This window comes from Microbulbifer thermotolerans (assembly GCF_900112305.1).
Classification (GTDB): Bacteria; Pseudomonadota; Gammaproteobacteria; order Pseudomonadales; family Cellvibrionaceae; genus Microbulbifer; species Microbulbifer thermotolerans.
The window spans coordinates 40,071-60,121 of the sequence record NZ_FOKT01000005.1; the positions used below are offsets into that span (position 1 = coordinate 40,071).

12 protein-coding genes are annotated in these 20,051 nt (G+C 52.0%); 7 read left to right on the forward strand and 5 right to left on the reverse strand.

All coding sequences use genetic code 11. The annotated features are described in order from the left end of the window. Positions 1-95 precede the first annotated feature (95 nt). From BM155_RS17040 to BM155_RS09035, 4 genes are all read left to right on the forward strand, one after another. Complete coding sequence (locus BM155_RS17040; RefSeq protein ID WP_139223200.1) at positions 96-683, forward strand: hypothetical protein; 588 nt, start codon at positions 96-98, stop codon at positions 681-683. A 1,089-nt stretch (positions 684-1,772) separates the two neighbouring features. Continuing rightward, a complete protein-coding gene (locus BM155_RS09025; RefSeq protein ID WP_074902672.1) occupies positions 1,773-3,497 on the forward strand; it encodes a purine-cytosine permease family protein in 1,725 nt (574 codons plus the stop codon). A gap of 1 nt (position 3,498) precedes the next feature. Then, positions 3,499-5,001 carry a mannitol dehydrogenase family protein gene (locus BM155_RS09030; RefSeq protein ID WP_074902675.1) on the forward strand — a complete coding sequence of 501 codons (1,503 nt, stop codon included), beginning with the start codon at positions 3,499-3,501 and terminating at the stop codon, positions 4,999-5,001. Positions 5,002-5,282: 281 nt separating this feature from the next. Beyond that, entirely contained in the window at positions 5,283-6,224 is a 942-nt protein-coding gene (locus BM155_RS09035; protein WP_217641477.1) for a carbohydrate kinase family protein, read from the forward strand. A gap of 86 nt (positions 6,225-6,310) precedes the next feature. Here BM155_RS09035 and BM155_RS09040 read toward each other — a convergent pair whose 3' ends face one another. The 5 genes from BM155_RS09040 to BM155_RS09060 all read right to left on the reverse strand — a co-directional run bounded on the left by BM155_RS09040 (position 6,311) and on the right by BM155_RS09060 (position 17,595). After that, positions 6,311-7,075: an SDR family NAD(P)-dependent oxidoreductase gene (locus BM155_RS09040; RefSeq protein ID WP_074902678.1), complete on the reverse strand. Its 765-nt coding sequence runs from the start codon at positions 7,073-7,075 to the stop codon at positions 6,311-6,313. A gap of 302 nt (positions 7,076-7,377) precedes the next feature. Continuing rightward, positions 7,378-10,284, reverse strand: a complete 2,907-nt coding sequence (locus tag BM155_RS09045) for a TIM-barrel domain-containing protein (RefSeq protein WP_074902681.1) — start codon at positions 10,282-10,284, stop codon at positions 7,378-7,380. Positions 10,285-10,333: 49 nt separating this feature from the next. Further along, the gene (locus BM155_RS09050) at positions 10,334-11,944 is read right to left on the reverse strand and encodes a DUF5597 domain-containing protein (RefSeq protein ID WP_139223201.1); all 1,611 of its coding nucleotides are present in this window, start codon (positions 11,942-11,944) and stop codon (positions 10,334-10,336) included. A gap of 126 nt (positions 11,945-12,070) precedes the next feature. Then, on the reverse strand, positions 12,071-15,055 hold the full coding sequence (locus tag BM155_RS09055) for a TonB-dependent receptor (protein WP_074902687.1): 2,985 nt from the start codon (positions 15,053-15,055) through the stop codon (positions 12,071-12,073). 62 nt (positions 15,056-15,117) lie between these two features. Then, a complete protein-coding gene (locus BM155_RS09060; protein ID WP_074902690.1) occupies positions 15,118-17,595 on the reverse strand; it encodes a glycoside hydrolase family 95 protein in 2,478 nt (825 codons plus the stop codon). A 281-nt stretch (positions 17,596-17,876) separates the two neighbouring features. On the opposite strand from BM155_RS09060, the gene BM155_RS09065 reads away from it, so the two are divergent. The 3 genes from BM155_RS09065 (at position 17,877) to BM155_RS09070 (ending at position 20,029) form a co-directional block, all read left to right on the forward strand. Further along, the gene (locus tag BM155_RS09065) at positions 17,877-18,614 is read left to right on the forward strand and encodes a FadR/GntR family transcriptional regulator (RefSeq protein WP_067155563.1); all 738 of its coding nucleotides are present in this window, start codon (positions 17,877-17,879) and stop codon (positions 18,612-18,614) included. Between the two features lie 355 nt (positions 18,615-18,969). Beyond that, entirely contained in the window at positions 18,970-19,254 is a 285-nt protein-coding gene (locus tag BM155_RS17045) for a hypothetical protein (RefSeq protein ID WP_139223202.1), read from the forward strand. Between the two features lie 202 nt (positions 19,255-19,456). Further along, positions 19,457-20,029, forward strand: a complete 573-nt coding sequence (locus tag BM155_RS09070) for a PhnA domain-containing protein (protein WP_067155559.1) — start codon at positions 19,457-19,459, stop codon at positions 20,027-20,029. Positions 20,030-20,051 lie beyond the last annotated feature (22 nt).

The following is a 20,051-nucleotide window of genomic DNA, read 5'->3' on the forward strand; positions in this document are numbered from 1 at the left end:
TGTACTTTTTATTGCACAAGCTTGTCAAAATAAATATCGTATGTAAGGGGGCTGATTTATGCGTATTTTTTGAATAAAAAATAAGGAAATAAAGCGTGAAAAAATTTAAAGTTCTTCCGGTCGCCTTATTACTTTCGGCCTGTCAGACAGGCACTATGGAGGGCAATGCATCAGAAAGTGCTCTAGAAGAGACGCAGTCTTTAGTAAAAGTATGTAAAGATCACCCGTGCAGGCGAAATATACATGTCACATTCCGGACAGATGGCGAACCTGTAGATCAGATGATACCGCTCTATTGGCCGAGGGTGTTCAATGAGATGATATCTGTGCTTCCGGGTGAATCGTTTTACGTAGAGGCGGAGCTAGAGGATGGAAAGCTGGTCAATATGAAAGAGGCTTCTGAAAATTCCAATCCAGATAAGACCATTATTATAAAGTTCAATCAGGTTGAAAATGAAACCGGTATGATGCTATCGATTTATAATCCATTTGAAACTGTTGTGCTGAAATTTAATATGGACATGGTGGATTTTTTCGGAACGCCTCATAAAACAAGTAGCTGCCCAATTATGCCACAGGCGTATATTTTTGAGTCTTGGCCACACCCTATTCCTGAATTAATTATTAAAAATCCTGTCGCAGTGCCTGTGCATAAAATGGAAGCGGTGGAGTGTATTTACTAAATAGTATCAGGTTCATTTCTTCGCGAAGGTAAATATTGTTTGCGGTCAGATGTTGATATCAGGTGATGGAATGGAGTGATCCACAGAACACTACAGTTTCCAGGTGAACTCATTAAAGCTTCCTTAAGGAACCTCTGATTAATTCGCGTGGACACAGTGGTAGGTTCCGAGGCGCTCAGGCAATAGGACGGATATTTCGAAAACGCACGAGTACTTCCCTGTAGCTCCGACGGATACATCCCTGTATCCGACGGTTTCAAAATATCCGTCCTATCACCTGAGCTTCACATCCGCCCCCAAAGAACCTCTGCCGCCAGGAAATGAATTAATCAGAGGTTCCTTAAGTATAATTTTTGATGGTGTGGTTCTTGTCGGTTGAATAGACAAATCCGGTAAATAGAAAACACTGAAGTTCTGCCGTCTGTATCCGGCGGCTCAGAATAATCACCCCATTATGGGAAATTTCTTTTCCGCGAAATCTTCCTGTGCACCGGGAGCGAATCACTCGAAGACCTTGTAACCGACAGTTGTTGCGAGCGGGGGTGGCACACACTCACTTTGTGACTGTCGGTATGCTGAGCTTCCCAAAATCGGCGGTGTCTCCTATATCCACAATAATTGTATGGTTATAGATATCTGTCCGAAATGCGCTAATTGGTCATGCCCCAAAGTGGTGCGGCACCGCATCTGCTTGTTGATAGCCAGGTGTGTGGGACAGATTTCGGGGAATTGGAGATATCACGGCGCCAGGATGGTCGTAGTGGTTTAGCAGCGTGACTGAAATAGTTTTAGCGCAAACTCTCGAAGCTTGAGGAATTTTCACCAAAGAAACGCTGCATTGTAACTATGTTCCCGCATCCCTAGAAGAGTTCTGCAGAGTCAAGAGCGGTTGACAGCTGTTACGTTGGCTGAGAGTATCCGGAAAAATTTTTGCTAGTGCTTTCTGATCGCAGAGTTCACTGGTTGTCTGATTGATAGTGAGGCTGTTTGAAATAGCTGAAATTGCCCTTTTCGAGGGTGATATAAAACAAAGCGTTGGGGTTAACCCTTGAATGGGAACCACCGGTGCTTATAAAGAGAGTTGTAGCGATGGATGTTAAGAGTCAAATCAGTAACCTGCAAGAGGAGCAGTTACCGGTCCCAAAACAACAGCTTAAAGGGTGGCGCCACTTTTTAGGTCTATATGCCGGAGAGCATGTGGCGGCATCAGAATTTGTCTTCGGTGCGACCTTTGTTGCATTGGGGGCATCCATGACAGATATCCTGTTAGGGTTATTAATCGGCAATATTCTTGCCGTCTTGAGTTGGACATTTATTACTACGCCGATTGCCGTTGATACCCGCTTGAGTATGTACACATACTTGCACAAAATTGCGGGGGACTCGATGACTAAGCTCTATAACTGGGCCAACGTCATTATCTTTACGGTGATTTCCGCGGCAATGATTACCGTATCCGCGACTGCGGTGCGCTTTGCTTTAAATATTCCCGCTCAGCTGAATTGGTATCCTACCGATCCGTGGTTTGTCTTGGTGGTCTTGACGGTTGGAATTATTGTTGTTCTCGTTGCCACCTATGGTTTTAACGCTGTATCAAACTTCTCCAGGATTTGTGCCCCCTGGCTGTTCGTTATGTTCATATCAGGTCCTCTGGTCCTGATTCCCGCATTGTCTAATTCGGTGTTGGGTTATCCGGTATTAACCGGGTGGTCCGATTTTATGCAGATTGGCAGCACGTCTATATGGACCGGGCTTGACCCTAATGGCAAGCCGGGTATTGGTTTGATTGAAGTGGCCGGGTTTGCGTGGGCAGCGAATACGATAACCCACTTTGGTCTTATTGATATGGCATTGCTCCGCTATGCGAAAAAACGTTCCTACGGTTTATGCACAGCGGCGGGAATGCTTTTCGGTCATTATATAGCCTGGATATCGGCTGGTATTATGGGCGCAGGAACTGCATTGTTGGTACAAAAGTCCATCACGGAACTGGATCCAGGGGACGTTGCGTTTCAGGCGTTAGGCTTGTCGGGGCTGGTGATCGTTATTGTTGCCGGCTGGACAACGGCGAACGCGAATTTGTACCGCGCTGGACTTGCTGCGCAGGCCGTATTTAAACAGTATTCGCGCAATATCACTACATTAATGGTTGGTATCGTCACCGTTATCATTGCATGTTTCCCTTTTGTGTTCACCAAGTTATTGCCGCTATTGACCTACGCCGGCCTACTGGTCGTTCCGGTTGGTGCTATTGTGTTCGCTGAGCACTTTATCTTTCCAAGAATTGGTTTGACACGCTATTGGGTTAGTTACCGCAAGCTGACGCACAGCACTCCAGCTGTTTCTGCCTGGGGGTTGGGATTGTTGTTTGGTTTTGGACTGAATGTCATCAATGTTATGCCGTTCTACTACCTCTTCCTGCCGACCTGGATTTTCACTATCGTTGTGTACTCCCTGCTTTCCAGGGCGTATGGCGCTAACGAAAGGTATGAAAAAGAAGCGGCGGAAATGGCCCGTTTTGAACGGGAGGTTGAAAAGCACCAGGAAGAGCTGGCGCGTATTAATCCGGAAATTGAGCCAGAGTCAAGCTCATTCTCAAATGTTCTGAAATCGATTGCTTATGCCAGCTTGGGTATAACCGTGGCGTTGGCGGTTAACACCATGTTCTTTAGTTCAGATATGGCTGAATACGCGCAAAATCGAGATCTCTTTTACAAATTTGGATTTGCTTGTACTGTCGTTTATTTTGTTTCAGCCTACTGGGCAATGAAGCGGCAGAAGGCACAGGCATTGCAGTTGGCAGAGGAAGTTTAATATGCCCAGCCTAAATGTTATGGCGTTGAATGATAATAATTTAAAGTCTCTCCCTAACAATGTAATAGTTCCGGAATATGATAGAAAGCTGGTAAAAACCGGTATTGTGCACGTGGGCGTGGGTGGTTTTCACCGTTCTCATCAGGCCTTTTATACCGATGAATATATGGGGCATACCGGAGATTTACGTTGGGGAATCTGCGGTGTCGGTCTGCGCGAGGCAGACCGAAAAATGAAAGATATCCTCGAAAATCAGGATTACTTATATACCCTTATGGTAAAACATTCTGATGGCCGGATAGAAAATCGCGTCATCGGTAGCCTGACCAATTTTTTACTGGGGTGTGATAATCCACAGGTGGTCATTGATAAGATGGCCGCAGATGAAACCAAAATAGTTTCATTAACCATTACCGAAGCGGGTTATAACTATAATCCAGCTACTGGCGAGTTTAACTTTGATAACCCGGATGTTAAGCATGACTTGGCGCATCCTGAAGCCCCGCGTCTTGTTTTTGGTTATCTTGTCGCCGCGCTTAAACAGCGTAAAGAAGCTGGTAAAGTCCCGTTTACCATCCAATCTTGTGACAATATTCAACACAATGGCGATGTAACACGCAAGATATTAGTGGCCTACGCTCGGGAACTGGATGCCGATCTTGCGTTGTGGATTGAGCGGGAGGTGTCATTCCCAAATGCAATGGTTGACCGTATCACTCCGGTGACCACTCCATCTGATATTGAATATTTAAGATCAGAAATTGGCCTTGAGGACAAATGGCCGGTCACTTGTGAGAAGTTTTTGCAATGGGTGATTGAAGACCGCTTCAGCCAGGGGCGGCCGGATTGGGATAAGGTTGGTGCGCAGTTTGTGCCCGACGTTACGCCGTATGAAACGATGAAAATCCGCTTGCTGAATGCGGGTCATACTGTGCTTGGTATGTTGGGGTCACTGCATGGCTACAAAACAATTGATGAGTGTGTTCGGGATCCCGTATTTGCCGAGTTCTTGACAAAGTTTATGGATGAGGAAGTGACACCAGTGTTGCCTCCGCTGGAAGGTATCGACTTGAGTGCGTACAAGTCGACACTTCTCGAGCGATTTGGCAATCCGAATATCAAGGATGCATTATCTCGGATTTGCCTGGACAGCTCTTCTAAGGTGGCTACATTTTTGGTGCCGACGGTGGTAGAGAATTTGAAGCGTAAAGGTGAATTCCGTCTCTCTGCGCTTACTATCGCTGCGTGGTGTTATTACAGTGCAATGCATGCGGATCAAGCGGGTAATGCGCTGGAAGTCAACGATGCGATGGCGGATGAGCTGCACGAATTGGCCCGTCAGCCTAGCGAAGGCATACCTGCCTTTTTGACCGTGTCTTCTATCTTTGGTGACCTGCCGAAACACGAAGGTTTTGTGGCGGATTACAACTCCTTTGTTGATGGATTGTTCGCAAATGTGGAAGTCAAATCATTGATGCAGTCCGTGCTGCAGGTTGTTCAATAGCACTGAATTTCGATTGAGACTGGATAATCTCGTAGATGCCTCCATATTGAATCGGCGTGGCTCAGAGGAGCAATAAAGTACAAGGATGTGCTCGTATGCTTCTCCAAAGCTTGTCCCATGATTCAAAATCCCTGATCCAACTATGGATTCGTATGCATAAATTGAGGTCGTTTGCGCAACTTGTTTCCTGAAATTATCCATTGCTGATTGGACGTAAGTCGGTGGCAGATTGTCAGTGTAACCAGCTTTCTGGCTATATACAGATTTAAGTGGAGATAATTGTGGTCCAACCCAAAGTGGCCGTATTTGGCGAAGCATTGATTGATATGATTCAACAATCAACGGGAGAATATCAGCCCTACATTGGGGGATCACCTTATAATGTTGCGCGAAGTTTTGTGAGGCAAGGTTTGGATTGTTATTACCTTTCTCCAATATCCACTGATTTAATGGGAGAAAAAATTCTAGATTCTGCTAGAGAAGACGGCGTAAAAATACCTGAGAATTATCGCTCTCAGCGCAATACATCGCTAGCCTTGGTTTACAAGGATCATGATGGCAAGCCTAGTTATCGATTGTATCGCAAAGGTGTGGCTGATTTGGATGTTACTCCAGAGAAACTATTGGATGTGTTGCCTCCGGATATAGAGTTATTCCATACCGGTTCGCTGGCGTTAGTGCCGGAGATGCTCGATGTGCTTATTCCGGTGATTAGGGAATTGAAAACTCGCGGTGTCAAAATCAGTATTGACGTAAACGTGCGTAAAGGGGTGGAGGAAAACCATCATCAGTATGTGGCTGCGATATGGCGTTTTGTCGAGTTTGCCGATATCGTTAAAGTGAGCGATGAAGACTTGGCGCTAAAAGGCTTACACGGTAAGCCGGAATTTCATGCAAAGGCAATGTTAGACCGTATGGATCGGGGAATTGTGATCCTCACGCTCGGTGAAGGCGGTTCTCATCTCATTACTCAGGACTTTAATTTTCGCCAGGATGTCATTGAAGCAACGGATTTTAAGGATACCGTAGGGGCCGGTGATACTTATTTTTCGGCGTTGGTTGCCGAGCTGCTCAAAGGGGGGGCGCTTTCTCCGGATGCTCCAGAAGAGATTCTTAAACGCGCGTTGCGCTTTGGTGCAGCTGCGGCGAGTTTGAATGTCTCAAAAGTTGGGTGCCAGCCGCCGACCTACTCTGAGGTAATGGCGTTCATGGGGCAGCCTTAGTTCCGTATTGGTGTCATTTATTGGGCATCGGTTCCTAGAGTATGTTGGTCGGCGTTGGCTATATATGTCAGTCGGTGGTGGAAAGGTTACACTCGCCCGCCGTCAACAATCAGCGATTGACCGGTGATCATGCTGGAGGAATCTGAGGCGAGAAACAGTGCGCTGTTGGCGCAGTCCTCTTCGGAGATGGTTCTTTTCAAACACTGTTGATCCAAACAGTCCTGCAGTGCTTCTGGTGTGACCCAAAGTGCCCGCTGCCGCTCTGTCATTACCCAGCCGGGCACCAGGGCGTTCACGCGAATATTGACTGGTCCCAGCTCCCTGGCTAGTGCCTTGGTGAGGCCGAGAATAGCCGCTTTGGCGGTGACATAGGCTGGGTAGCCAGAAAGACCAAGTAAAGCCGCGTTGGACCCCACATTGATAATACTGCCACCGCCGGCTTTGCGCATGATGGAGGCAACTGCTTGCGCGCTGAAAAAATGTGGTCGCAGGTTGGTGTTGAGGGAGTGGTCCCAGTCGTCCGGGGTGAATTCCTCTAGGCGATGGCGATCGTCTCGCGCGGCGTTGTTAATCAGTACCCGCACCGGGCCAAAACGATCCATTGCCCGCTCGATACACTGCTGCAGATGGTCGATATCGGTAATATCACAGCGTTGAAAATAGGGCTGTGCGCCCAACTCGGCTTCTAGTTTGTTGCAGAGCCGGTGCGCTTTGTTTTCATCCAGAGATACAAAGGCTACCCGCGCGCCTTGCCAGAGGAAGGCTCGGACCATGGCTGCGCCTATTCCTGAGCCGCCGCCGGTAACAAAAACAGTGGTGTTGCGCAGGTCGGGATAGATGGCTTGGATCATTTTTTCACTCTATCGTTATTGGTTCTTTTTTCTCTTTGCGGTTAGGGTACCTCAGATTCAATTTTCCCCGTTTGCCAAAACAGTCCACACTCAGATGGTTGTCTCAAGTAGCCGGATGGATAATTGAAATCGACGGATACATGGATGTACCTCGCAGAGCTACAGAGAAAGCTTTGCGCGTTTCCGGTTGTCCACCAAAATGGTCGAGCGCCATAAGATAACGGTAAACCACAAACGAATTCATTTTGGATTCCTTGGTGGTTTCATTATTTTGCGCAGCCGAGTCAGCGCCAGTTGCTGAATCATGCGGGTTTTTTTAGTGTGATCTTTTCGCCGTTGTATTTAAGGGACTGTCCGGGTTTTGTTTCGAAGTCCACTGCGCTGTCACCTTCGTCAATCCAACGTACGTGAATTTGCCGTGTGTGCTCCATGCCCTTGAAGCTACCTATACGGTCGCCAATGGTCAGTTCGCCGCTGGCGTCATCATAGCTTACGGGAATACGGGACCATTGTCCCTGCTCGTAGTCGTAGCTAAGACCGTCGTCTTCGTAAATATCGAAGCTGCCATCCGCACCAGTAAATACATTCAAAGTAATAGGGGCGTTCAGGCTCTGGCCGGTATGCTGTATGTCCGGGCCGGTAGGAATAATGGACCCGGCTTTGACGAAGATCGGAATACGGGAGTAGGGGGCGTTTGCATTGAGTGTGCGGCCGCCTTGGTGTTTCTTACCACTGTAGAAATCGTACCAGTCTGCGCCGGCGGGCAGGTAAACCTGGCGCGAGCGGGCACCGAATTCATATACCGGATTGATTAGTAGTGCGGGTCCGAACAGGTATTGGGTATTGATATCGAGTACCCTGGGGTCATCTCCGAAATCCATTGCCAAACCGCGCATGATTGTGCTGTCCCTGTGGTAGGTGTCGCCAGCGAGTGTGTAGATATAAGGCATCAGCCGGTAGCGCAACTTGGTGTACCAGACAAGGCTGTGGTAGGTCTCGCTACCCTCGTCAGCGATATTGTAGATTTCGCGAAAGGGGTTCTGGCCGTGAGAGCGGAACAGCGGCGTAAAGGCGCCGAATTGAAACCAGCGCAAGTTGAGCTCCTGCCATTCCCGTTGTTCGGTCTCAGCCATCTGTTCAAAGTGACCGACCACGGTATCTCCGTTGTAGCGATAGCGGTCTTCCGGTGTAAATCCGCCGATATCGAAAGTCCAGTAGGGCATTCCCGCCATGCCGACGCCGATACCCGCGGCAATCTGTTCTTTTAGGTTTGACCAGCGCGATACTACATCACCGCTCCAGATGGCTGACCCGGTACGCTGAATACCGCCGAAGCCGGAACGGGTGAGGATAAAGCTGCGCTTGTGGCCGTCAGATTCTCGCTCTCCCCGGTAGACGCTTTCAGCGTGTGGCAGGGCGTATGCGTTGAACATCTCCGCCCCTGTGCCCATAGCGTTAGGTGTCATCAGGGCTTTGCGGTGTTGGAAGGATAGATTGGAGTGAATATCCGGTTCCACGGCGTCCAGCCACCAGGCGTCGAAACCGAGCCGATTGAGTTTATCGCGGATCTGCCGCCAGTAGATTTTCCGGCATTCTGGGTTGTAGGCGTCGTAAAAGGCATTCAGGTAGCCGGGGCCAATCCAGTCGATATTTTTTTCGTCGATATTTTTGTTGAACATACAGCCGGCCGCGTTCAGCGCTTTATAGTTTTCGGTACTGGGGTAAAACTTGGGCCAGACGGAAATCATGATATTGGCGTTCAGCTCGTGTACCCGGTCCACCATGTCGCCGGGAGCGGGAAAGTGCTGAGGGTCGAAGTCGTGGCTGCCCCAGGCATCTTCCGGCCAGTAGGACCAGTCGAGCACAATATTATCGATGGGAATTCTGCGCGCCCGGTATTCTTCCAGTGCGCTGATTAGCTCGTCTTGGGATTTGTAGCGCTCCCGACTCTGCCAGAAGCCGAAGGCCCACTTGGGCAGCATGGTGGCTTTGCCGGTCAAGTGGCGGTAACCAGAAATCACTTCGTCGAGGTTATCGCCGGCCACAAAATAATAATCCACCGCTTTGGCGGTTTCGGCGCTCAGGGTGAGCTGTTGGGTTTCTTTGAGTGGCCGCGGCGCATACTGTAGTAGCCGCAGATAGCCGCCCTGAGGCCGCCAGTGGAGATCGAGCTGGTATTTGCGGCCTGCCTGCATGTCTATTTTTGCATTGTGATACCAAGGGTTCCAGTTCATGCGCCAGCGGTCCAGCAGCACATCGCCGTCCAGGGACAGGGTTGCGTAACCACTGGAATACATTTTGAATTCGTGTTTGCCGCTTTGTTTGGGCACTATGCTGCCGCTCCAGCGGATACGCAGATTTTCCGCGTCGGCCAATTCTTCCGGCAGAGGTACTTCCCGCAGGTTTCCGTGAGAAAGAAACTGATAGTTTAGGTCCGCTTCTGTGCGTGCGAGTTTCAGCTTGTCGCCATCGTAATAGTGAGCGGTGAGGCCGCCCTTGTTGCCGTCTATGTCATAGAGTTCGAAAGCTGCTGCTAGCGGCTGCGGTGGCCGGGGATCTCCCAGGCGGCTGATGCCGGTGTTATTCCACAGCAGGCCATAGTTGTAGCTGGAAACCAGATAGGGAATGGTAATTTCCATGTTGTGCGTAGTCAGCTCGATATTTTCACCGGCCAGATTTACGCGGCCATCCTGGCGCTGGCCCAGCCCGTAAATTGCTTCGCCGGGCGATTGTCGGAAGTATTGACGCACTGAGTGGGAGTCTTCATCCACTGGCCCGGGGTCTCTGGTTACCGGTGCCAGGCTGCGGCCGGCCTCCGCCAACAGGGTTTTTCCACTGGCATTTTTGAATTCTACGGTTCCATCTGTGAGGGATATTTCCGCGGATATTTCCGCAGTCTTTACGATTAATTTGCCTTCTGCCTCGGTAACAGAAAAATCAGATTGAACCGGCTCTGCCACTACCATCAATGTATCTGGAAGGTTGTGAAAATTTTCCTGTGGTGTGGCGGTAACGCGGAAGATCTCTTCGTCGATAACCTGTAGACGGAGCTTTTTAAATTCGCCTTCACTGAGCGAGATAATGGCGCCGGTGTTGGTCTGAAGCCAGGCGGCCTCGGCCTGTTGATCCTGCTCGCCATTACAGGCGTTTATTAAGGGGATGAGAGAGAGTGCAATCAGTGGGTGTGCATGAGTGATATTCTTTATCATGGTTCTGCCTGTATTGATCAGGGCTGCTCCATATTCGAGGGCAGTGGAATTAATCGGTTTGATAAGTGGCAAGCGTTACTTTCAAAACTCGGGGATTGCTGGTGAAGTTAAGGCCCCAGTCGGTCTGGTCGCCGTTCCAGATCCGTTCGAAAACCCATTTTCCCTGCTCGAAATGTCCCTCTTCGACACGGGCGAGCATATAGCTTTTTCCTTCCTGGTCTCCGTTCGGATAGAAGGTCACGCGCGCGCGGAGTGCGGTTACCAAGTACTCGTTTGCACCGAGTTCGGCGATCAGTGCGCCGCCGGATGCCGGTTTGTTGCCTTTGGGGGGATCTGTCCAGAAAGCGGGGCGGCCATACGTGATTTCAGCGATCCAATCGCCGAGGTCCAGGCGTTGGGTATGGTCCTCGGGATTGGTTTCCCGATCTTGACCGGAACTGTCTTGGGAATTCCAGACGGTGTCATCCTGTCGCACTGTATCCCCTGGTTCCGATACCCCCCATGTGCGCTTGCTGGCGCTGATTTGTGCCCATTCCCGTGCCATAGCACCGAAAAATTGGTAGAGGCCGGAGAAGTGAGCGATTTCAGAATCCATTTTTTTCGCGCCCAGCGGGTAGTTGCTGTAGCCCGTATAATCGATGCCGAAAGGAGTGAAGCCCAAAGCTCCACGGCCGAGGGCGGAAAACAGGTAGCGCGCGTAGGGTTGGTCGTTGCCAATTTCGGCGATATACAGCGGGTTGTCTTCGCGGTTGTAGAGGTCCATGATCCGGGTGACGGTTTTGTGGTCTCGGAAATAGATATCCGGAGAGATCATATTGATATTGGGCGCGGCCGCTTTCCAGATGTGGATCACATTATCCGTGGCGCCGCCGCTGGAATACTGGCCCGGTTCGCCGGGGTTAAACGGATTACGCAGGGCCACATTCACGTACATTGGCAACGGGTATACCGCTTTTCCCGCAGCGGCTATCTCGTCCACATAGCGGGCGATATGCCATGCATGGAAAAATTCGTCGGCGTCGCGGCCGAACAGTTGCCGCCATGTGCCGGGTTCTTTTCCTGTCACTGCCAGTAAACTTTCCGGAACCGGTTGCCGGAATATTTTTTCCGCAATGTCGGAGAAATCACGCACAGAACCGTAGGTGCCCACTTCATTTTGTACCTGAACCATAATAACGGTGCGTTGTGCGTCCGTTTTTTTCAGGTGTCGCATCAAGGCTACAAAGGCTTTTTTGTCTGCTTCCAGTGTGCTGCGGAAATGTGGGGAAAGGGAATTCAAGGTTTTTCCATCCGCGGTTTTCACTCGAGGGAAGCGCCGGTTGTCCAGTTTCACCCATAGGGGCGCATAACTGGGTCCATTGTTTTTCCAGGTTGCAAACCAGAGCAGTACCAGGCGCACCCCTTTTTCCCGGGCCTGCTCTAGTAATATATCGACAAAAGAGAAATCGAAGCTGCCTTCTTTTGGTTCTACCTGCTCCCAGGCGACGGGGATGATCAGCGTATTGGCGTTCATCTTTTCCACTGCCGGCCACACCATTGGCAGTGCCGCAGGGTAGTTGGCGGAGTTATTGGTTTGGGCACCGAGGATCAGGTAAGGGGCACCGTCTACCATCAGGCTGTAGCGGCCGTTGTTATTCACCAGTTGGGGAATTGGCCGCATATTTTCGCCGTTCGCACCGGTGCCAATAAAAATTTGTGTGATTAACACAAGTATTACCACGGGGATTCTGCGCATTGTTCAGTTACCGTTGTCGTTAGAAAAGGCCCGGCCTCGGGCGGGTACCGGTTAGAAGCTGTACCGGGTGATAAAGGCGATTCTGCGGTCGGTGTCAGTCCAGCTGTAGCGGGCGTCTGGCCCTCCGTCGGCAAGGACTTCCAACTCACTTCTCGAGTTGAGTATGTTGGTCACCTGCAGACCGAATTTCAGATTGTCCGTGGCGTTGTAGAGCACTGAGCCGTCAAGCTGACCGTAGTCGTTAAACCATACCGGGCGGCCGATATTGGCCGCGGAAGTGGTAAGCAGGTAGCGTTCGCGCCAGTTGTAGGCAAGGCGCGCGGAGACGCCATATTTTTCGTACATCAACGCCAAGTTGTAACTGGTTCTGGACATGCCTTCAATGGGCAGAGTTTCGTCGGTGGCGCCACTTTGCTGGGCTGCTTCAAATGGATTGGCCGCGGTGTTCACACCGCCTTTGTTGTCGATATAGGTAAAGTTCGCCTGCAGTCCGAGTCCGTCGAAGGGGCTTGGCAACATATCGTAGAACTGTTGATAGGCGAGTTCGAAGCCCTGCAGTTGTCCGCTGGCACTGTTGGTTTGGCGCGTGGTTTCGAAGCGGAAGGTCTGACCGCCGTAACTGAATTCCTCCACCCTTGTTACCAGCGCGATATAGTCGTGGATATCCTTGTAGAAGGCGGCGAAAGTCAGACTGCCTGTATCGTTGAAATACCATTCGAGACTGGTATCGAACTGGTCTGCGACCGTGGGTTTTAGATACGGTGCGCCGCCGGTCGCGGTGCCTTGCACGCCGTTAGCCACCGTATCCGGATTAAATTGCTCGCCGGTGAAATCGAAGGAGAGACTGGTATATGGCCGCGTCTGGCTGAAAGCGGGGCGCACCATACCGCGGGAAAGCCCAAAGCGCAGCTGTAGCTCCTCCTGTAACATAAAACGTAGGTTTAGTCTTGGCAGCATGTTGGTGTATTTGTTGGAGAAAGATTTGTAATCGCCCAGTTCGGACAGAAAGGCGCTGACAAAGGCATCGGCATTTGCGCAATCTCCCGGCTTTATGCCAGTGATATTGCTCGCGTTGTCGCGGATGTAGCAGGAGTCGCCGATGCCGCCGGCCACGGAGCGGCCGTAGGCTGTGGTTTCTGTTTCCACAAAGCGCATACCGAAGTTGCCGTCGAAGGGCAGGCCCAACGTATCACCGCTGTCGTCTCCGAAACGCAGACTCACGTAGATAGCGCGGGTTTTTTCGTTCTGCTCGTTGATACCGGCGCTGACATTGTCTCCGCGCGGGTTCAGGTCGTAAGCCTCCGGTGGAGTCAGTGGTGCCCAGCCCCAGAACTGGCCGTTATTGGCCACCATACTCTCGAAATATTTGTAGGCGCCGGTGTTACTGCTCACCAGCTGCTCGGTAGGGAACCAGCCTACGGTGGGCACATCCACATCGCCGCGCATAAATTCGTCAAAAGTGATCAGTTCGCTCTGGTTCTGGGCGGCTTCATGCAAAAAGGCGGTGTTTTCTGGACTGTTGTTGAGCCAGTACTGGTTGGAAAGCAGGGACCAGTTCCAGCCGGTTTGACGGGTGGTGGTGTCTTTGTCAGTGATACGGCCGCCGAAACGGATGTTTTTGATAAAGCGGTTATCGTCAAATGTGTATTCCACATCCAGACGACCGGCGAGGGAATCCGCTTCATTGTCCTCCAGATGATCCATGGCCGCGCCCCACCAGTATTGATCCTGCTGCATAAGCCGATCTTGGTCGCTGATGGACAGAGAGGGTTTACTGCCGGAAAAACTAAAAGTGGTTTCCGGATAGTCGTTTTCGCTATCGGGGAGTACTCCAGTAAATGCGGTCATGCTCAGTACTGTCGCTTCGGAGGAAATGTGCTGGAGATCGCCGCTGACAGACCAGCGTTCTGTCGGCGCATATTCAAAGCGGAGAGAGTAGTCGCCGATACTGCTCTCCTGCTCTCCGTAACGGGTGTTAAAGGTAATACTGGAGTCGTAAAGGGTGCCGCTTTGCAGCCTGCCACTCGGATCGTAGTGGAAGTCACCCATACCGGGGGCTAAGCTGGCCCCAAAGGGACCGTTAACTCCCACGGCCCGCTCCAGGTCCACTGGGTTGGCTTCAGCGTAAAAAGCCTGCGCGGTAAAGGTCAGTTCGTCGTTGGGTGCCCATTGGAAGACACCGTTGTACGCATTGCGCTCCTGTTCCCAGTCTATGCGCCGAAATCCCAGGCCCGTGGGCAAATAAACCGTGCTGCCGTCTGCTTCTGTATTGGGTTCGAATCGTCCGGATTGGATCGAATCGGTGCGGTTGCCGATTTCGGCGATACTGGCGGAAAGCAGTAAACCGATCTCCCCTCCGTCCAGTTGCCAGCGGTCGCTGTAAAGACCGTTTCCGGAAACAAAGCCCTCGTCGTAGAGATCCGCGTAGTTGTAATCTCCTGAGAAAGCCAGCAAGCGGCCATTCTGCTCCAGGGGCAGTCGGGTGCGAAGGTTTACGGTACCGCCCAGGCCGCCTTCCACTTGGTCGGCGGTGGGGTTTTTGTAAACTTCGATACCGGCCAGCAGGTCGGCGGACACATCTTCAAAGCCTAGCGTACGGCCTCCTTCCGCGGAGAAAATATCGCGGCCGTTTAATTCCGTTCTCACCCAGCTCAGGCCGCGTACAAAGACGCCGCCACCTTCAGATGCCAGGCGCGCGGGGTCGCGGGCTTCATTGGTGCGCTGCAATTGGATGCCCGGTAGTCTTTGAAGAGCTTCGGATACAGAGCGGTCCGGCAGGGCGCCGATATCGGTTGCGCTGATCGCATCCATTACTTGCTCTGCATGGCGCTTGGCCGCCTGGGCCGAGAGGATACTGGCTCTGTGGCCGGTTACTTGGACTTCCTCCAACACCTCCGTTTCATTCTGGTGCTTTTCTGTGTCGGTTTGCTCCTGAGCCAGTGCCAATGGACCCATGGCCATAATTGAAAAGGCGCAGGCCAGCCGGGTGTGATGTGATAGTTTTGTTCTGGCAAATACATCGTTATTTTTATTCATTGTCAGTCTCCCTTCCCAATGATTGTTCCAACCACCAAAGATCACTTTTACCCCTATTGAAGCTATTTACGCGTAACCTCCGAGTTTGCTTTGGTAAGCAGGTAGCTTTCGCCCGGCTGTACATTGAATATTTTTATATGTGCCCCTTCACTCTGCGCGACGATTCTGTTATCGCTGGCCCGGCGCAGCGAGAAGTTTCCGTTTTGTGGCAGGCGTAACTTTAGTTGGCCGCTGCTGTAGGCGGTGATGTGGGCGTTTTGCAATTGACCCTTACTCCACCACATATCCACGGTGGTATTACCCCGGGCGCGCAATCCGGAGACTGCGCCGCTGGGCCAAGCAGCGGGCAGCGCTGGCAGCAAATGAATTTCCTGGCCATGAGACTGCAGTAGCATTTCCGCTATGCCCGCGGTTGCGCCGAGGTTACCGTCTATCTGGAAGGGTGGGTGACTGCTCCATAGGTTTGGCAGTGTGCTTTGGCGCAATTGTGCGGACAGAATACGATGGGCGTGGTCGCCGTCTCCCAACCTGGCCCACAGGTTAATTTTCCAGGCTCGACTCCAGCCTGTGCCGGCGTCGCCGCGGGCTTCCAGAGAGGTTCGCGCGGCATCGAGCAGTGGCGCAGGAAGGGAACGAATGCCAGGGTAAATTGCGAAGAGTTGCGACACATGCCTGTGCTTGTTTTCGGGGTGGTCCAGATCTTCCTTCCATTCCTGCAACTGTCCCCAGCTGCCGATGCGCAGGCCTGGGTCCAGTTGATCCAGTGTTTTTTCTATTTGTTGTGCAAATGCACGGTCGCCGAGCTTCAGGGCGGCGTTGAGCGTATCGCGCAGCAATTCAGAAACGATCTGCTGGGACATGGCGGCACCCGCGGTGAAGTCACCGTGCTCTGGAGAGTAACTGGGTGAAACCACCAGTAGCCCGTCGCGCGGATCTGGTACCAGCGCGTCCAGCCACAGGAGGGCGGCACCTTTCATCGCCGGGTAGGCCCGTTCGCGCAGGAATTTTTCGTCGTGGGAAAACAGATAGTGCTCGTAATAATGGGTGGCCAACCAGGCACCGGCTTCCGGTTGCCAGAAGGCTGTGGGCCAATCGATGGTGCCCGTGAATCCCCAGATATTGGTATTCAGAAATAAGGTCCACCCGCGGGCGCCGAGTAGTTTTTCCGCCGCAAAATTTCCGGGTTGGTGCAGGGTATCGACAAAGTCGAACAGGGGTATGGCCGTCTCGGCGAGATTGGTGGTTTCAGCGGGCCAGTAATTCATCTGCAAGTTGATATTGGTGTGATAGTCCGCGTTCCAGGGCGGCGTGGTGGAATTGTTCCAGACACCCTGCAGGTTGGCGGGCAGAGACCCGGAGCGGGAACTGGCGATTAGCAGATAACGACCGTATTGAAAGTAGAGGGCTTCCAGAGCGCGGTCCGCAGCCGAGTTTCCAGAACCGTAGCTGGCCAGCCATTGGTCGATGGGGATATTGGTAAATAGCGCTGCAGTTTTTTGGCGGGGGGGCTGTTTCCCGGCGGAAGGTGCAAGTGGCAATTCATTTACGTGCAGGGATACGCGATCGAACAGGGCGCGGTGGTCGGCGACATGGGCGGCGCGCAGGGCCGACCAGCCTTTGCGGTGGGCGCGGTTCACGCGTGTCTGTACTGTTTTGTGAGGGGAAATTGTGCTGCGATAAGCGGGATATACCGGAGCGTAATCGGTGGCGGCGGCCAGCAGTAGGGTGGCGGTGTCGGCGTCCGATACCCGGATACCGCCTTCGTTTGTCCGTGTGAGGGAACCGCCGTCGGCGATCACCTGTAGTTGAGTTTCGTAGGCCAGACCGTTGTCCAGCAGTTTTCCTCTGATGGCGATACGCCCCTGCCGGACCGAACGATGCGCGCTGCGGTTATGCGGAATATTCAGCTCTGCGGTAAAGTTGATATGCCCCGCGCGATCGGCTTTCAGGTGGATGGCAATAACGCCGTCTGGATAGCTGGCCAGATATTCCCGCGTGTAGCGCACCCCATCGGCGGAATAAGTGACCCGTGCGATAGCTTCGCTGATATCCAGTTGGCGTCGGTAGCCGCTGATTTCACCGGACGGGGGAAAAGTCAGGCGCAGTTCACCAAAATTTTGATAGCTGCCGTAAGCCTCGGCTTTGCGTCCCAGTTTCCTGGCGACATACTCCGGTGTCAGCCGGCCCTTTGTATTCAGCTCCCGGCGGATTTCTGTAAGGGCTTCGGTTTGCGGATCGGCGGGGATACCAAAATCGTATTTGCCCTCCCGTGTGCCGGGTCCCCCGGTCCAGAGCGTTTTCTCATTGAACTGCAGAATATCCAGTGTTACGCCGCCCTGAACCGCCGCGCCCATAGCGCCGTTCCCGATGGGGAGGCTCTCGCGCTCCCAATCTTCGGCGGGGCGGTCAAACCATAGATGGTGAGGCGTCTGCGCTTGCGCGGTTGCGCACAGACCGGTAATGGCTGCGAAAAAAAGTAGCAGCAGTTGCGTTGGGCCGCGGCGCGGAGCCGCCGACCGTGTGGCGGCTGATTTTTTCATTTCATCGCTGACAGCGCTGGTCGTTATGGATTTATTGTCGAGCGCCTGGCGCGGGAATACGCGCGAATATTTTAGGCTGCTGCTCAGTGCATTGAGCAGCAGCCGGGGAGTTACCCTAGCAATGGATGTAAACGTTTACAATATTTATCTGAATGATATGTCAAATAGATGTTGAATCGAGCGACGCTGGGTGTCCGGCGAATAAGTGGCGGGGCTGCGTGCCGGGCAATGGCGGGTTATCTTTTGACGCCCCGACAAAAAATAAGAAGAGAGCAGAGCGCGTGAATAGAAGACCCGGTGGACAGAATCTGACCCAACAACTGGTACACATCTTAGGCGCGGCTATCGTCAACGGCCGCTACCGCGGCGGAGAGGGATTGCCCTCTGAGGCCGGATTGTGCGATGAGTACGGCATTAGCCGCAGCGCCACCCGAGAGGCGATCAAAATGCTGACGGCGAAAGGGTTAGTCACTTCCCGTCCACGCCAGGGCATCAGGGTACAGCCGCGGGCGCGATGGAATCTGTTCGATCCGGATGTGCTCGGCTGGATATTGCGCGCCAGCCCGACCTTGGAAATGCTGCGTGAATTTCTCCAGTTGCGTTTGGCCATAGAAAAAGAAGCTGCGGCCCTGGCGGCGGCGGTGCAGGACAAAGAGTCCATCTCCGCGGTGGGGGCGGCGCTGGCGCGCATGCAGCGCGCCGAGGAAGGACTGGAAGATCCCGTCGATGCGGATATTGCCTTTCATATCAATATTCTCAATGCCACCAATAACGCCTTTTATATTCAGCTCGGCAGTTTTATTGAAACGGCACTTAGGGTAAGCATCCGCTATACCAATCGTATTAAAGGTGTGGCGACGGCGAGCTACCAAAATCACAAAATACTTTACGATGCTATCGACAGTGGAGAGATCAGCGCAGCGCGCAATGCTTCCGCGGCCATGCAGGAAGAGGCGCTGGCTTTGATTGAGGGGGAGCTGGCCCGTAGAGTCAGCAGAGGGAAAGATATTCTAGTTTGATAGAAAATACTCTAATCAGATGGCGATCGTCTTCGTCTGGCTTACCGTGCGCATGTAAAACCTTAATTAGAAAGTTCTAATTTGTCTGTCCGATAAATACAGGCCTTTTGGGGGGCTTACTTTGGTGCGTGGGCTCATCGGCCTATACCTATAATAGTATCTGCCCATTTGCGTTATGCCGGAGGTTAAAATGGACCATGGTAAAAATGGCGTCGAATGCGTTGACCGGTTTATCTGTTGCTATAAAGAATTTATGGCGCGTGGTGGAATTATAGTAAGTAGAAACCATTGAGAATGGTTCTGATTTAAAAAATCTGCAAACGAATTAGTTGAATATCTTATTTGTGAAGAGGTTTTGTGGCTGGTTAAAAATGCAGTTGATAAATCAGAGATCGAGGCGGATATTTTAAATTGTTTGTCTACTGAAATTGAATTCTTTCTGATCCGGTCGAAGCATAACGAAGGAAGCAGTAATTCGGAAAATGGCAACAACGCAGAAAAAGGAAACGATAGCGAAATAGTTGAAGGCGCCAGCACCATCAAGCAAAGTATAGAGAAATTGTTAGGTAAGTGGATTCCTAGTCGTATCTTAAATAGATTCTCTCTATTAAATGAAATGCTAAGCCTTTGCTGGCTTTAATGGCGTTTTCTTTTGGGGGCAAACGCTATTTTCTTCCCGCCACGTGGATATTCTCGCGTGGCTTTTTAGCGCTCAACCAGCGTGTATTCCCAATAACTTACCTGCTGCGTAGTAGCGAAGGGTTCGCGGCCTCAAAACCTTATACTGTGCACTGCAGGCGCTGAAACGCGTATAATCAGCGCCTTTTGCACGAGGACAGATTGTGAGTACTGAACAAGAACTGGTGGCGCGCAGCGGCGGACAATGTGAACTCTGCGGTGCGGACAGTGGACTGAAGCCTTATAGCGTGCCGGCTTCAGAGGGCCGCGGCGACGCGGATATACTGCTGTGCGAGACTTGTCGCACGCAGCTGGAGAACCCGGCGCAGATAGATTCAGGTCATTGGCAGTGCCTCAGCGACAGCATGTGGAGCCAGGTTCCAGCGGTACAGGTGATGGCCTGGCGTCTGTTGAAACGGCTATCGGGAGAGACCTGGGCACAGGATCTGCTCGATATGCTCTATCTGGACGACGATATGCTGGCCTGGGCTCAAGCGGGTGCGCTGCCGGACGAAAGCGAGGTGGTGGTACACCGGGACTGCAATGGCGCGCAGCTGCAGGCCGGCGACACGGTGACCATTATCAAGGACCTGGACGTTAAGGGCACTAGTATTGTCGCCAAGCGGGGTACCGCGGTGCGCGGTATCAGCCTGACGGACAACCCCGAGCAAATTGAAGGGCGTGTAGAAGGTCAGCGGATTGTTATCCTAACCAAGTTCGTCAAGAAATCCGGCTAAAATCCGCACAGCATCCAAAGCT